This window comes from Robinsoniella sp. (assembly GCF_034124845.1).
Genome location: NZ_JAWYAJ010000603.1, coordinates 22,098 through 38,059 on the forward strand (window position 1 = coordinate 22,098; position 15,962 = coordinate 38,059).

Here is a 15,962-nt window from a genome sequence, read left to right on the forward strand (position 1 = left end):
CGGATAGCCGAAGTGTATTACTTGATTATTTATGCAATGATGTACTAACCTCTTTTAGGTCTGTTCACCTTACATACCTTACGATCATAAGAATACAGCCCGTTGGCCTCTTCTTCCACATCGGACACCTGGGTATAAACCGCCGCACAGAGTCCTTCTTTACTGGCATTCCTGATTTCTTCCATGACATCTTGGAACTTATGGGTAAATTCATTTGTATCCTTGCATTTCAGGTACCCAAATACCTGCTGGGAATAAGAATGTTCCGGAATGTGGCAGATATATCCGCCATATTCGGACAATACGAACGGCCTGCTGTCCAGTTCTGCTTTAATGGGGCGGAAATAATTATGGACGCTCTTCACATCGCCGCAGTGCTGGTCATACCAGCCGCTGGCATGGTCTACCGGGCGGGTACTGTCCAGTGAATGAATCAGGTTTGTAACCTTTACTGCATCAAATTGCCCCCAGCCTTCATTAAATGCTGACCACAAACCGATAGATGGTACGTTATAGAGATGCTCAATAGTGGCTTTGCATTCCCGCAGCCAGAGCCTCTTTCCTTGGGAGTCGCTTCGGGAAAACAGCTTATAATGGCTGTCCTTAAAATGTGCGGTTACAAAAGGAAGAAGCGTGGGCAGGTAACACAAAAAGGTAAGATAAGAACGTCCGCCTCCGTTTACAATATCCTGCCACACGATCATTCCCAGCCGGTCACAGTGGTAATACCAACGCAGAGGTTCGATTTTAATATGCTTGCGGATCATATTAAATCCAAGGTCTTTCATAGCCTGGATGTCGAAGATCATGGCATCGTCAGAAGGCGGTGTGTACAGCCCGTCAGGCCAGTACCCCTGATCCAGCACACCATTTTGGAAATACGGCTGGTTATTCAGGCAGAGTCTGGGTATTCCCCTGGAATCCGTACAGGAGGAAAATTTACGCATTGCAAAATAACTGCTTACCCTGTCATTTCCGGCTGTAATAGTAATATCATACAGGAAAGGTGACTCCGGTGACCAGGGACGGAGGTCCCGGATTGGAATCGTCTGAGATTCCTTCTGTGTCTGTACGGAATAAATTTCCCTGCCATCTGCATAAACGGTGATGTTCTTTTCGCAGGCGGGATCTCCCTGCATAGTCACTTCAAGAATAGCAGCGGCTTCATCCAGCTGGGGGGTAATGCGTATGGAACTGATATAATTTTCCGGCACCCACTCCATCCACACCGTCTGCCAGATTCCGCTTTGGGGGGTATAGAACATACCTCCGGGCTGTAGGGTCTGCTTTCCCCGGCTCTGGTAGGACTTATCCGTTTCATCCTGCACCCTTACCGTGATAACATTTTCACCTCTGCGCAGCCTGGAAGTGATATCCGCTGAAAACGGCAGATAGCCGCCCTGGTGGCTGCATACAAATTTTTTGTTGCACCAGACAGAGCAGATCTGATCCACCGCCCCAAAATGGAGGATAAGCCGTTTCCCGGGACTTGGGAGGGGATAGTCTTCTAAATAAAAGGACTTCTCATACCACAGATATTCATCCGGCATAAGGGTGTGGTTCACCTGAGAGAGACTTGCTTCCGGGGAAAAAGGCACCAGTATCTTCTGCTTTATATTTCCCGGATATTTCCGGTCATTTGTAATCCGGTAATTCCAGTATCCATTTAAATTTATCCAGTCATTTCTTTTCAGCTGTGGGCGAGGATATTCCTCTAATACGTGTTCCGGGTCAAGCTGTTCGCCCCAAACGGTAGTCAGCTGTTTTGGCGTTTCTTTTCTTTTGAAAAGCTGTAAAGAAGAAACTGCATCGATTAGATTCATGAGAACATCCCCTTTTTTATAAAATGATATGTTTGATTATAGCACAAAAAGGTTCGTGCAGATATCTTTTTCAGAAAATGCAGCCGGGCACATCGCCGCGGCAATAGGTTGATCTGGCTCTAAATTCGTGTATCCCATCTTCCGCAAAACACATTTTCATTATAACGTCCCTTAAATTGCGAATTACCCATCATTTTATCCACGGCTGCGCAGATAGCTTCCTCCGAGTTCAGATAGGCGTTGATATAAGTTTTCGCCATAGGGACATCAATCAAATGATTGGTAAAGCCAAGGGATAAGAATACGGTAGGAATTTCGGATACGTACCAGGGCTGGTCACAGGGATTTGCCCATTTAATACGCATCGTATTGTACTGGGCAAATCCAACCACGTTCATTACAACCAGACAGGCGTCATATTTACGTTTTAATTCTTCCATTTTACCCTTTTGGGCAGGTGTGTCTCCATCCACTTCAAATCCCCGGGATTCCAGTATGCGGATCAGGTTTTCTTTAATCTCACCGCTGTTATCTGCCGTTAATTTTCCGGCAATCACCGTTCCTTCACCCGATATAAAGACCAGTTTTAACTTTTTATACCGGAGCGGGGTAAGGGGCAGGCAGTGTGCGGTGTCTTTGACCAGGGTAATAAATTTATCCGCTGCAAGTGAGGCTGCTTTATGGTGCTCTGCACAGCCTACGGCGGAAAGTCCTTCCCGGGGAGGCACCAGGGTTCCCAGTGCCTGGCGCCTGTGCAGTCCCAGTGCGGCTTTTATGCCCAGAATGCGGCGGAGGGCATCGTCCATACGGTCTTTGGTTATAATGCCATCCTGATAACCCTTTAGCATATAACCAAAGTCCTCTTCCGGATCATTAAAGAATAAAAACATATCGCAGCCGGCAGCAATTGCCCTGGGCACCTGTTCACTCCGGGGCATAGCTGCGTACATGCCAATCATATGGGAGGCATCTGTGACCACAAGCCCGTTGAAGCCTAATTTTTCTTTTAACAGGCCGCTAATCAGCTCGGGAGCCAGCGTTGCGGGAAGAATATCCTGATCCTGCATGGATGGGCACAGCTTTTTACTATAGGAAGGAAGTGCAATATGTCCCGCCATTATGGTCATGACCCCGTCATCGATCAATGTCTGATATACTTTCCCGTAAGTCTCATCCCATTCCTCACAGCTCATATCGTTTATGCCCATTATCAGGTGCTGGTCGTTTTCCTCCAGACCGTCGCCGGGGAAATGCTTGCAGCAGGTGGCAATATTCTGCGTTCTGGTACCTCTGTGAAATGCTCTGGCATAACGGATTGTGTCATCCGGGCTGCTGTTAAATGCCCGGAGCTGTACGATGGTATTCCTCCAGTTATAGAGAAGGTCTGTGACTGGCGCAAAGTTCCAGCTGCATCCGATGGCGGCACTTTCTATGGCACCAATTTTTGCCGTTTCATAAGCAAGTTCTTCGTCATCGGCTGCTGCTATGGCTGCACCATTGGCAATGGCGGTTCCGCCATCCACACCGCCGTTTCCGCCTGCTTCGCAGTTGGAGGCAATCAGGAGCGGAATCTTTGTATTTTCCTGGAGTATTTTGTTCTGTTCGTAGATTTCTTCTTTGGAAGCGTTGTGATAGCGGATCGCACCTGGATGAAAGTGGTTCAGGGTTTCTTTTAGTGCAGCCGGATCACGGTTTGTAACCATATTTACAAACAGCTGTCCGGTTTTCTCTTCATCTGTCATATTTTCCATTGTTTCTTCCACCCAGCGGATATCCTCGCCGGATAAATAATAAGGTTTTTCTTTTAAGTTTACCATTTGCGCCTCCTGTTATTCAGATAAATTATCATAAAAAGCTTTTAAAAGTGACTGCTGGTATATGCCCGGATAGGAGCCTTCCAGAAATTTTGGAAGGGCTGTATGAAGGAAAGTATCCCAGGATTTTTGCTCCTGTCCCACCAGAATGGGGAAATACAGGACGTTATTATCCAGTGCGGCGGCAGCATCTCCCGGCGCATCTCCGATCATCAGGACCTTTTCCGGCGGATAACCTTTTTGGACAAGCTCTTTGATGCAGTGCGCTTTCGTGCCTGCATCCTGTGCCAGAACCAGATCCGCATATCCGATTAACCCGTGCCCGGTCCATTCATCCTCAACGGCTTTGGGGTTTGCAGAAGAGACAATCGCCACATCTGCCCGCTGATGTGCAGCCTGGAGTGCCTGTGCAACACCTGGAAATGGTCTGATCTGCTCCGAAGGCAGCCTGGTGACCGCCTGATTAACAGCATTCGACCAGGCATAAGCTTTTTTCAATATTGGGCTTTCATTTTCCTTTATGGCAATGGCCAGTGAGGGCCCGGACAGTTCATCTGCTGTCTCTGTCCACTGTACCAGGTCTTCTATATGCTCGATCCTGGTATAGGCAGTGTTTACTTCCTGAAGCATTTTACAAAGTCCCTTAAAACGGTTAATGCCCCTTGTCATAGTATAAAGATTGATTTCATTCCACCGCCGGAGCAGTTCCTCACGAAATGGTACGAGATTCCATTGATCGATCATACAGGGACCAAAGCATTTGACGTGCTTAATGTCCATGGTATCCATAGCACATCCGTCGGAATCTACACATATCAGAAAGTCTTTGCTTTTTTGAAATTCATGTATAGTCATCTTCATATGCTCATACCCTGCTGTATGCGTGGAAGCCGCTGTCAGCCGGGATATGCCTGTGTTTTCTGGCCTATGCATTTTTGGCTCTCCGTTCTTCCAGGATTCGGCTGTTCTCCAGGACTTTCTTTTTGGTTAACGGGTACCAGAACAGCAGGATCAGTCCAACTATGAGATAGCATACGGCAGGTGCCAGGGTTGCCACGGAATAGATGTTATTCACCACACTGGTGGTCTGGACTACGGTTTCCCCGCCCACAGAAGACTGGTATCCGATTGCAGCCAGTGTCCAGCCGCCCAGTCCTCCGGCAAGTGCCTGCCCGATCTTCCTGGCAAAGGAATATACCGCATATACCGTTCCGTCATCCCGGCTTCCTGACTGGACTTCCTGATAGTCGATAATGTCGGTAATAAATGCCCAGATCATCAGGTTGAATAGTCCCGTACCCAGGTTTCCCAGTGCAATAAAGACGCAGAAGATCCAGGGATTGGTGAAACGAACAAAAAACATAATAAAATACATAGCGGCAGCAAATAATACAGCAATGGATGAAGCCTCTTTTTTTCCAAACTTTTTAATAATTTTCGTTGAAAACGGTGCTAGAACCAAAGTAGCGGCAGCGTTAAAGAATCCGGCTGCGGACATGGCTGATTTATTTTTAAAATAATCCATAAACAGATAGGTGTTCATGCTCTGCGCCAGGAGCATGGAGAGCAGAAGTACGATAGCGGCTCCGATAATAGCCAGAAGGCTTTTATTGTGAGCAAGTGCAGAAACAGTCTTTGCAAAACTGACCTTTTCTTTCCTTTCGGCGGAGATTACGACACGTTCTTTTGTCATTTTGTAACACAAAATGTAGCAGATCAGCGCCGCAACGGCAAACACACAGGCGATAAGAAAGAATCGCTGGGGGATTACAACCTGGTTGCCGGCTGCGTCATACTGATATACAATAAGAGGAACTCCCACGCTGACAATAATATTTGCCAGGGCAGCGCCAACACTTCGGAAAGTGGACAAAGCGCTGCGTTCCAGAGGGTCCGAAGTAAGTGCGGATGCCATTGACCCGTAAGGAATATTAATGGCGGTATAGCAGATGCTTCCCCATAAAATATAAGTGATATAGATATAGACTAAGCGGGCACCATAGGGAAGCGTGGAAACCCAGGGAACAAACAGCAGCGTTCCGGCGATTACGACGGGAATACACATTCTCCGTATCCAGGGACGGAATTTGCCGTCTTTAGCCGGCAGCAGGGTATCTACCAGCCGTCCCATGCTGATATCCGTAAATGCATCAATAAACCGGGCAACCAGGAACAGTGTCCCTACCGCTCCGGCGCCGATGCCAAGTACCTTCGTGTAAAATACCATCAGAAAACTGCTTGCGAAAATGAAAAAGAAATCATTGCCAAAATCTCCAAACATATAACCAATCTTATCTTTTAATCCAAATTTCTGCGTCATATCAGAACCCCCTGTTTCCCTTCTATTATTTCATGTTATGAGATACTTTTATAATTTTGCGGAAGATTTTCCCACCTGTTTTTGAAAACGTAAGCAACTGCTTTTGGCTGTCTGTTTCTTGTGAATATTCCTTTTTTATTCCCGTTTACCCGCATAATGCCTTCCGTGGTCTGGAAGTCTGCAAAATTCCAGACCTGCTCGCCCTTAACGAAGTCATAGGAATCAAAGATTTCAAACTGCATACGCAGATATTCTTCCTGGTATTCCTCGCTCCACATAACGCTGGGCAGTTTATGGACGCCCACCATGGTATCCGCACCAAATTCTGTAAAGAGAAATGGTTTATTTAAATGGAGTTCTTTCCATTGGTCCATCTCACGAATGAAAAGTTCTTTGGCTTCTTTCATCTCGTAGCCTCCCCGGTTATACCAGCCATAATAGCGGTTCAGAGAGAGGATGTCAGAGAAAGAGTAGCATTTGCAGGCATCCGGTGTGGAATTCATTACCATTGCAAAGGTACGGGGACGTTTCTGGGGATCCAGTTCTCTTGCCAGTTCAAATATTTCTTTAAAATAAGGGACTGCAAAATCGCTGGTTGTCTCCGGTTCGTTCATCAGGCTCCAGGCAATGACACAGGCATGGTTTTTGTCACGGGCAATCAGTTCACTGAGAGCTGCTTTATGATTTGCCTTTGTTTCCGTCTGCACAATGTCGCGGCTGAAAAATTCCGTCTGTTTCCCGGTGGAAGCTTCCATGAAATTCATCAGGCTTTCAAAGAATCCAACTGCGGCAACTTCATCAATTACCAGAAATCCTTCCCGGTCAGCCATCTGGATAATCTCTTCCGCATAGGGGTAGTGGGAGGTGCGGAAAGAGTTGGCACCAATCCACTTCATCAGTTCAAAATCTCTTTTTACAACAGCGAGATTAAAGCCTCTGCCATTGATTTCACTGTCTTCGTGTTTGCCAAATCCCTTTAGGTAGACAGGTTTGTTGTTGATCAGAATATCGGTATTTCTCACTTCTACTGTACGGACGCCGATCTCTTCTTCATACTCATCCACAAGGGTTTCCTGATCCATTAACAAGATCCGGAAGGTATACAGGTAAGCATTTCGTACTTCCCAGAGCCGCACATTGGGGATGCGGATTTTCCCTTTTTCACCGGATGCCTCCGCAGCCAGGTTGTGATTTTCATCATATACCCGGACCAGAACCTTCATATTGGAGCCGGCGGATACCGCGTCGTTGGAGTCAGCAGATGCCACGTCATTGGAGTCAGCAGATACCACGTCATTGGAGTCAGCAGATACCACGTCATCGGAATCAGCAGATACCACATTATTGGAACCAGCAGATACCACGTCATCGGCACCGTCAGACACCGCGTCTCCAAAGGCTGTCGTCACCGCATATTCCGTTATGGAGTCAGCACCTTCCAGGACATGATTTACAGCGAAATCCACGATTTCATCCTTTGGGGTTACCACCAGGCGTACCGGTCTCTGAAGCCCTGCATAGTTATAAAAGTCAAAGAAAGGCTTTGACATTTTAGTACCATCTGAGAAAACCTTTGTGGAGCCTGCAGGCAGAGTAGCATAGCTTAATTCATTATTGAGACAGACAACGACCCGGTTGTATCCGTTCCAGTTAACAACGCGGTTTATTCTGGCGGTAAAGGGAAGAAATCCACCTTCATGAGTCACTATTTTTTCTCCGTTTACAAAGACAACCGCCCGGTGGGTTGCACAATCAAAACGAAGGCTGATATTTTTACCTTCCCACTCACCGGGAACAAATACGGAAGTTTCATACCAAAAGTCTCCGGTGTATTCTCTGGACTCTTTGTCTGTAAAAAAATCATTAAAACTGGCAGGAACCGGCATTTCAATGGTACGTCTGGGATCAAGCCCATTCTGCCAGTTGTGTTTTAACCCTTCAGACTGGGGGTCAAAACAAAATTTCCAAAGGCCGTTCATATCGACGATTCTGCGTGTTCTGCTGGTTTTAGGATATAACATAGATTGCATATATTTTCCTCCTTTATGTGTAAATGTGGTTGGATAGAGTATTGTTTCTTGCATATAAATTACCATAGATTAAGAATTTACCTAAGGATAATTTTTGTTGATATCCGTATAATTTTTAGGTAAAATAAGATGAATAGTAAATCTGATACGATAATTAGGACGAGTTGACTTGGCTGGATTAGAGGTATTCACCAGATGCGAGGAGGATTCTTATGAACTTAAAGGACGTGCTGCAGTTTACAAGAAATATGATCGGTGCAGTGGCAGGAGTGCCTGCTCAGCTATTTGATCCAAAGAAACAGGAATGGGATGTGGTTGATCTGTCCCTTCGTAAAATGCTGGACCCTGAATTTGACTACAAAGCCTACTTTGAAAAATATACAATATATATGGAAGAAAAAGTGTTTTATTGTCTGACGGATAACTTTTCTCTTCATTATATATTTATGAAACTGCCCCGGGAATCTGACTGGTCCTATATGGTTATCGGACCGTATTTAGCCGAAAATCCCGATGACGGATTCTATACAAAAGTGATTGCCCGGAACCAGCTCACCGGCAGCGCGATGACGGCGCTTAAAAATTTTTATAATGTACTTCAGATCGGAGATCATGCAAGGGTAATTTCTGCCTTGAATATTCTGGCATCGTTTTTGTATGCAAGGGAAGAAGAGTGCCGTATAGAATTTCTTGAGGATCAGGAAAAGCGTCAGCTTCTGGAGTCGTTTGTACCGGGCCCGGATATGTATTTCTCCATAAATGTCATAAAAGAAAGATATGATAAAGAAAATGAATTACTAAAGGCTGTAAAAAAAGGAAATCAGGAAGCAGCAGTAATTGCCTACCATAATTTTACCAGTTACCGGATAGCACAGCGCAATAAGGATCCGTTGAGGGACAGGAAGAATCTCTCCTTTGTACTGAATACTCTTTTGCGCAAATCCTCTGAGACAAGTTATGTCCATCCGGTTTACCTGGATGAGATTTCCCATCGGTATGCTTTGAAGATAGAAGCTGCAATCTCCACAAAGCAGATAGAAAATTTAAATCTGGAGATGATTCGAAAATACTGCATCCTGGTCAGGAACCAATCCCTTCGTAACCACAGTCCCATCATCAGAAAGGCGGTAGATTATATAAATCTGAACCTGAGCAGCCCCCTGGGTCTAAAGGATATTGCAGAGCTGTTTAATGTAAATTCCAGTTATCTCTCCACGCTGTTTAAAAAAGAAGTGGGTGTAACCTTAACTGATTACGTGAACAAACAGCGGATAGATGCTGCCTTAAAGCTGCTTAATACCGGAGACATGCAGGTGCAGGACATTGCCTATTACGTAGGTATCTCTGATGTAAATTATTTTTCCAAGCTATTTAAGAAGCAGGTTGGGTACACGCCCAGCGGATATCGGAAAGAAATTCAAAAAACTGATATTCTGAATTAACAGAATATTATATATAATTAATAAAATTAACAGTTCAAGAAACCATATTAGATCATATTAAAAATTTATTTGAATTTATTTCAGAAATAGTGTTGACAAATAAAATCTCCTGTGGTATTATAACTTCATCAACAAAACATGTACTTAAAATAAATTCACAGGAGACGAGAAATCCTGGAATGATTTTTGAATAAGGCATGTGGTTGTTTTAAATATTAAAACTTGTTGAAATGTTAAGGAAGAGGAGGTCGAGTCCAGTGGACACAGTTTCTATAGTTTCAGTTCAATATGGTTGTGGTATGACAGTTGTTTCCTGCGAGAAAGACCTTTATCACATATAAAATTCCAAAGGAATCGGGTAGACGTTAGATAATCGGAGAGATGATAGGTTGGAATTTATGGATAAAGAAAATAAATTGTCACCATATTGAAGGAATTACCACATAGTAGTTCAAAGGTTTTTAACAACTGTGTGAAGAAACAGTTATTAAAAAATATCAGTAGTCTATATAATCAACGAAGATATATTTATAGATCAGATTAAAATCTGATATCATTTATAAGAATTTCTATTCTAATAAACCAATCGATTTATAATAGGATTATTTATATATTTAGAGAACTTATATAAACGAACGTATAGGAGATAAATATTTGCGAAAGATATAGTCGAAAGCTTTGAGTGAATAATTTCATATATTTAAATTATTTTTAAATATATCTCAAATAGAGATGCAGGAAATTAAGAAGATGAACCTCCGATTACATAAAAAGTAAATTACAATTAAATAATGATAAAAGTTACCAATAGCCGTTATCCCTATGATAGCGGCTATTTTTTGTGAAAATATAATGAAATCACGGTTTTGGTTTTGACAACGAAAATCAGGTATGGTACACTTAATGCAATTATGTAGAAAACTATGCAGACCCAAACTAAGAGGTGAATAAGTTGGATAAATTTGAATATAATGCGAAGCTGGAAGAAATAACCAGACTGGCTGAACAGGAAGAATATGATGAAGCAGCTAAAATAGCAGACTCCATTGAATGGAAACGTGTCAGAAATGTACGTACCTTATGCATGATTAGCGAAATATATGAAGCAAACGGACAACTGGATGACAGCAAGCAGATCCTGCTGCGTGCTTACCGCCGATCTCCTATGGTGAGAAGTATCCTTTATCGGTTGACCGAAGTTGCAATCAAAATGCGTGAGTTTGACGAAGCAGTTGAATTCTATACGGAATTTGTAAATGCGGCACCCAATGATAACAGTAAATATGTTTTAAAATATAAACTATATAAAGGCAGAGGATCTTCTCTGGAGGAACAGATTGAGATTCTGGAAGAGTACAAACATAAGGAATACACGGAACAGTGGGCATATGAACTGGCAAAATTGTACCACAAAGCCGGATTGGTTGAAAAATGTATTGAAGAATGTGACGATATAACTCTTTGGTTCCACAATGGAAAGTATGTGGTAAAGGCTCTGGAACTTAAGCGGAATTATGTCCCGCTGACACCGGAACAGCAGACCATCTATGACAATCCAAGTGGAATTGTTGATATAAAAACAAAAGAAGAAACAGTGACAAAAGCAGTTCCTAAATTAGAAAAGGAAATTCTGAAAGGAATGCCTGAGACGGAAGAAGAAGCCCTGGCAGCTAATATTATTGCTGCTACGGAGCGGGAGATTGCAGCATCGGTTGCGATGCATAAGCAGGAATCGGAAAGCTATGGCAGAGACGACAGTTATGCTGATGAGGAAGAGATGATTCGCCAGTATACGCCTGTGAAAGAAGCTCTCCAGGAAGAAAATATAGGAAAAGCAGAGTCAATTCCGGTCCTTCCGGCATATAATACAGCAGATTTGCAAATGGAGCTGGCTAAAAATATGCGAGAAATTTTATCAGGAATCAAGAAGCCTAAAGATGAAGACGATATGAACCCTGCTACCGTTATCGGGGATACCTCCGGTGAAGAAGCTGCAGAAATGGAAGCAGAAGAAGCGGTTTATGCCGATAATCAGGAGTTCAGAGGGATTTCTATCGATGATGTACTTACTTCTATGAGTGGTGTGGAAGATGAGGATGAAGCAGATGAGGACGAATCCATGGTAGATGGGGATGACGAGGAAGATGCTGAAGATCTGGATGATTCAAATTCGGTAGAATATTATGATGAAGATTCGGATGGAGAAGCGTATGAAGAGTCTGATGAATACGATGATTCGGAAGATGCAATGGATGAAGAGGATTATGATGGAGAGCCGGATGGGGATGAGCTGGATGCAGACGAAGAACCGTTAGATGAAGAGCTGCCGGAATATGATGCTGATTTGGAATATGATCCGGACGAAGACGATGACAGAGATGAAGATACTGTAGATGCGGACGAAGTCGGGGAAGAATTCGAATACGAAGAGAATGCGGACGAAGACGCAGAAGATTATGAGTATGAATATGAGGAAGAACCGGAAGAGGTTGTCGAATACGAATATGATACGGATGATGAAGGCATAGAATACCAGGATGCAGATGAGCAGGAAGAAGAGTCGGATGCCCTGGATGAAACAGATATGACAGATGAGCAGGAAATGCTGGATGTTGTGCAGATGCCGAATGAAATACAGATGCCGGACGAAGTGCAGATGCCGGATGAAATACAGATGCCGGACGAAGTGCAGATGCCGGATGAGATCCAAATGCCGGAAGCAGATGATCCGGGGGCAACGATTGACCTGTCGGCAGCCATTGAGGCAGCGGCAAATACATCTCATCTTCATTCTGATATGACAGTGAAAGACCAGATGTTAAATGATGTGGAAGAAAGCGTACATAGAGTTGCATCCGATCCGATGTATCACCCTGCACCGGAACTGAATGCGCATGTACCTATGACGCTTACAGAGTCACAGAAGACGACACTTGGATTTTTTGCCAGAATAAAGGGGCTGGATGCACAGCTTGCCCATGCTATTTCAAAAATCAGGGAAGGTAACTTCGGGTCAGGTAATTCCAAGATCGGAAATGTTGTCATAACAGGAGATGCAGGAAGCGGCAGAACGACTCTTGGTATTAACCTGGCCAAGGTAATCAGCCAGGAGAAGAGGCAGAGTTCAGCGAAGGTAGCTAAGATCTATGCGGAAGACTTTAATAAAAAGGATATTCCGGCGACCATATCCAAGATTGCGGGCGGTACACTGATTATTGAAGAAGCCGGAGATCTGGATGAAAATGCAGTTGAGATGCTGGCAAAGGCAATGGAATTTAAGACGGATGGACTGATAGTGATTCTGGAAGACGAGAAGAGCTATGTACGGGATCTTCTTGCACGTTATCCGGATCTGGCATGCAAATTTAATGTGAACATTACCATACCGATCTTTACCAATGATGAGTTGGTTTATTTCGGAAAAACTTATGCTAACGATAAGGATTACCATATTGAAGAACCTGCTGTGGGGCTTCTGTATGACCGGATTGGTGAGATCCAGTCTCCTGATCATGCGGTTACGGTTGCAGATGTGAAGGATATTGTAGACCGGGCAATGAAACGCGTTGACCGCATCGGTATGAGAAAATTGTTCTCAAGCCTGTCAGGGAAGCGGTTTGATGAAGAAGACAGAGTTCTGCTCTGCGAGAAAGATTTCAGATAGATACTATTTAGGATATATTTGGATAGATACTATTCAGTAGATCATTCTGAGTACGTAGATTGTTACAATGAAGTATATTAGAAAAAAGGGATCATAATAAATCATCTGCGAAAAGGAGTTTCTGAAGAGAAGCTCCTTTTTGTTGACATTTTGTATACCGAACGGTATAATAATAGCAGAAGGAGAATTTCAATGGATAATAAACAGTTGATTATGGAGGCTGCACTGGAGTTATTTTACCATAAGGGATATGATGCAGTGGGAATACAGGAGATTGTAGAGAAAGCCGGGATCACAAAACCCACGCTATATTATTATTTTGGAAGTAAATATGGGCTGCTGGAAAGCCTTCTGAATACGCAGTTTGAAGAATTCAGGACACGGCTGGCTAATGCGGCTGAGTATAAAGGGGATCTCCCCATGACGCTTTATCATTTGGCTGGTGCATTTATTGATTATGCAATATCTCATAAGAAAACCTATATGTTAATGATGGCTCTGTTCTATTCGGCGAAAGATAACGATGCTTATCGTGCGGTTCAGCCGCTGGTGAGTAAGTTTTATCACATTATTATAGGTGTGTTTGAGCAGGCGGAAGGGCAGCTGGGAAATATGCGGGGACGCCAGAGGCAGTTTGCCATTGGTTTTATTGGAATATTAAGCCATTATATTTTAGTGGTATGTGATCAGACAGAAATGGAAATCATTGTTAGTGATGACACCAAGCGGAGCCTGGTGCATCAGTTTATGTATGGAATATATTCGTAAAGGAGATTGATAGAAATGAATAAATGGTATGAAGAGGCAGTATTTTATCACATGTATCCCCTGGGAATGACAGGGGCACCAAAAGAGAACAGAGAAAATAAAACAATTCACAGATTTCAGGAATTATTTCCCTGGCTGGCGCATATAAAAGAAATTGGGTGTACTGCAATTTATATAGGGCCGTTATTTGAATCTACCACACATGGTTACGATACGAAGGATTATAAAGTAGTCGACAGGCGCCTTGGTGACAACGAAGATTTTAAGAAGTTTGTGGAGATGGCCCATGGAGAAGGCATCAAGGTGATTGTCGACGGGGTATTTAATCATACGGGAAGAGAATTTTTTGCTTTTCAGGATATTAAACAGAACAGGGAAAATTCTCCTTACCGCAACTGGTATAAAGGAATTAATTTTGGTTGGAATACGCCATATAATGACGGTTTTGGTTATGAGGCATGGAGAAATTGTTTTGAATTGGTTAATTTAAATCAGTCGGAACGTGCAGTAAGGGATTATTTACTGGATGTAATCCGTTTCTGGATTCAGGAGTTTGATATCGACGGAATCCGTCTGGACTGTGCAGACTGCCTGGATTTTGATTTTATGAAAGAGATGCGCCGGGTAACGGAGTCTGAAAAAGAAGATTTCTGGCTGATGGGTGAAGTCATCCATGGGGATTACGCAAAATGGGCAAATGATGAAGTGCTTCACGCGGTTACCAACTATGAACTTCACAAGGGGCTTTATTCCGGTCATAATGACCATAATTACTTTGAGATTGCCCATACGGTGAAGCGTGAGTTTGATGAAAACGGCGGGATCTATAAGGGAAGAACGTTGTATTCCTTTGTAGACAATCATGATGTGGACCGCATTATGAGCAAGCTGACTAATAAGGATCATGTCGATCCGGTTTATACGCTGCTCTATACCCTTCCGGGAATTCCATCTATCTATTACGGTTCGGAATGGGGCGTTGAAGGAAAGAAGGAAGGCGGAAATGATGATCCGCTGAGACCGCATCTGATTTTGGAAGAATGTGAAAAAAATAATCAGCATCCTGAGATTATCCGGCATTTAAAGGAGCTTGGAGATATCCGCAAAGGAAACCAGGCACTTGCCAGTGGAATCTACCGGGAGCTGGTTTTGACCAACCGCCAGTATGCTTTTGCCAGAATACTGGGGAAGGAAGCGGTGGTTATTGCGGTTAATAACGATGAAAATGCAGCAGTTATGACAATACCGCTGCCTGTGGAAGCAGAAAGCTGTGTGGATGCTGTTACAGGGGAAAAGGTCGTTGCAGATCATGGTAAGATTACGTTAGAAGTAAAAGCGTGTGGAAGCGTAATAATAAAAATAAACCAGGGGTGAGAAGATGGCAGAGAAAAAGCAGGCCAGAGGAACAGCTGCGAAAAAGGCTGAGAACAAGGGGCTTTTGTTTGGCGATTTAGACCAGTATCTGTTTGGTCAGGGAACACATTATGATATTTATAAAAAACTGGGTGCACATCCGCAGAAAATCGGAGGGACAGACGGCGTTTATTTCGCCGTCTGGGCACCAAATGCGGCAGATGTAAGTGTTGTTGGGGAATTTAACGGCTGGAATGAGAAAGCCCATCCTATGAGGCGTATAGACCCTATTGGCGTGTACGAGGCATTCATACCGGATGCTTTTGTGGGCAGTCTGTATAAATATTATATTACCACCAAAGATGAACGAGCACTATATAAGGCGGATCCATATGGAAACCAGGCGGAAGTCAGGCCGGGTACGGCGTCCCGGATTGCCTGCATCAACAACTTTAAATGGGGAGATGCGGCATGGATTGCAAAACGTGCCCAGACAAATCAGGATGAAGAGCCAATCTCCATTTACGAAGTTCATCCGGGTTCCTGGAAAAAGCATCCCCGGCATGAGGGAGATGAGGACGGGTTTTATAATTATAAGGAGCTTGCCCATGATCTGGTGGAATACATAAAAGATATGGGGTATACCCATGTGGAACTGATGGGGATAGCAGAGCATCCGTTTGACGGTTCCTGGGGATATCAGGTGACCGGATATTATGCACCTACCTCCCGTTACGGCACTCCTGCA

The 15,962-nt window shown here is 43.8% G+C and carries 9 protein-coding genes and 1 pseudogene; 5 read left to right on the top strand and 5 right to left on the bottom strand.

The features are described 5' to 3' along the window. Nucleotides 1-44: 44 nt before the first annotated feature. From ACH2DQ_RS29685 to ACH2DQ_RS29705, 5 genes are all read right to left on the bottom strand, one after another. The gene (locus tag ACH2DQ_RS29685) at nucleotides 45-1,823 is read right to left on the bottom strand and encodes a glycoside hydrolase family 2 protein (protein WP_394912981.1); all 1,779 of its coding nucleotides are present in this window, start codon (nucleotides 1,821-1,823) and stop codon (nucleotides 45-47) included. Between the two features lie 119 nt (nucleotides 1,824-1,942). Continuing rightward, nucleotides 1,943-3,640, bottom strand: a complete 1,698-nt coding sequence (locus ACH2DQ_RS29690; RefSeq protein ID WP_394912982.1) for a glycoside hydrolase family 3 protein — start codon at nucleotides 3,638-3,640, stop codon at nucleotides 1,943-1,945. Nucleotides 3,641-3,652: 12 nt separating this feature from the next. Further along, a complete protein-coding gene (locus ACH2DQ_RS29695; RefSeq protein WP_394913051.1) occupies nucleotides 3,653-4,498 on the bottom strand; it encodes an HAD family hydrolase in 846 nt (281 codons plus the stop codon). A 64-nt stretch (nucleotides 4,499-4,562) separates the two neighbouring features. After that, nucleotides 4,563-5,957, bottom strand: a complete 1,395-nt coding sequence (locus ACH2DQ_RS29700) for an MFS transporter (protein ID WP_394912983.1) — start codon at nucleotides 5,955-5,957, stop codon at nucleotides 4,563-4,565. A 35-nt stretch (nucleotides 5,958-5,992) separates the two neighbouring features. Continuing rightward, nucleotides 5,993-7,987, bottom strand: coding sequence for a glycoside hydrolase family 2 TIM barrel-domain containing protein (locus tag ACH2DQ_RS29705; RefSeq protein ID WP_394912984.1), 1,995 nt, complete (start codon nucleotides 7,985-7,987; stop codon nucleotides 5,993-5,995). Nucleotides 7,988-8,199: 212 nt separating this feature from the next. On the opposite strand from ACH2DQ_RS29705, the gene ACH2DQ_RS29710 reads away from it, so the two are divergent. The 5 genes and pseudogenes from ACH2DQ_RS29710 to ACH2DQ_RS29730 form a co-directional block, all read left to right on the top strand. Continuing rightward, nucleotides 8,200-9,429, top strand: coding sequence for a helix-turn-helix domain-containing protein (locus ACH2DQ_RS29710; protein ID WP_394912985.1), 1,230 nt, complete (start codon nucleotides 8,200-8,202; stop codon nucleotides 9,427-9,429). A gap of 952 nt (nucleotides 9,430-10,381) precedes the next feature. Further along, a complete protein-coding gene (locus tag ACH2DQ_RS29715; RefSeq protein WP_394912986.1) occupies nucleotides 10,382-13,093 on the top strand; it encodes a hypothetical protein in 2,712 nt (903 codons plus the stop codon). A 192-nt stretch (nucleotides 13,094-13,285) separates the two neighbouring features. Continuing rightward, nucleotides 13,286-13,861 (top strand): TetR/AcrR family transcriptional regulator, encoded by a 576-nt coding sequence (locus ACH2DQ_RS29720; protein ID WP_394912987.1) that lies wholly within the window; start codon nucleotides 13,286-13,288, stop codon nucleotides 13,859-13,861. Nucleotides 13,862-13,876: 15 nt separating this feature from the next. After that, entirely contained in the window at nucleotides 13,877-15,235 is a 1,359-nt protein-coding gene (locus ACH2DQ_RS29725; protein WP_394912988.1) for an alpha-amylase family glycosyl hydrolase, read from the top strand. Nucleotides 15,236-15,239: 4 nt separating this feature from the next. Next, nucleotides 15,240-15,962: pseudogene (locus ACH2DQ_RS29730) on the top strand (1,4-alpha-glucan branching enzyme); the annotation flags it as partial.

Bases quoted from the DNA above. Each gene is read 5' to 3' on its own strand.
- ACH2DQ_RS29700 (WP_394912983.1), bottom strand. From the start codon at position 5,957: ATGACGCAGAAATTTGGATTAAAAGATAAGATTGGTTATATGTTTGGA.
- ACH2DQ_RS29695 (WP_394913051.1), bottom strand. From the start codon at position 4,498: ATGAAGATGACTATACATGAATTTCAAAAAAGCAAAGACTTTCTGATA.
- ACH2DQ_RS29690 (WP_394912982.1), bottom strand. From the start codon at position 3,640: ATGGTAAACTTAAAAGAAAAACCTTATTATTTATCCGGCGAGGATATC.
- ACH2DQ_RS29720 (WP_394912987.1), top strand. From the start codon at position 13,286: ATGGATAATAAACAGTTGATTATGGAGGCTGCACTGGAGTTATTTTAC.
- ACH2DQ_RS29705 (WP_394912984.1), bottom strand. From the start codon at position 7,987: ATGCAATCTATGTTATATCCTAAAACCAGCAGAACACGCAGAATCGTC.
- ACH2DQ_RS29685 (WP_394912981.1), bottom strand. From the start codon at position 1,823: ATGAATCTAATCGATGCAGTTTCTTCTTTACAGCTTTTCAAAAGAAAA.
- ACH2DQ_RS29725 (WP_394912988.1), top strand. From the start codon at position 13,877: ATGAATAAATGGTATGAAGAGGCAGTATTTTATCACATGTATCCCCTG.
- ACH2DQ_RS29710 (WP_394912985.1), top strand. From the start codon at position 8,200: ATGAACTTAAAGGACGTGCTGCAGTTTACAAGAAATATGATCGGTGCA.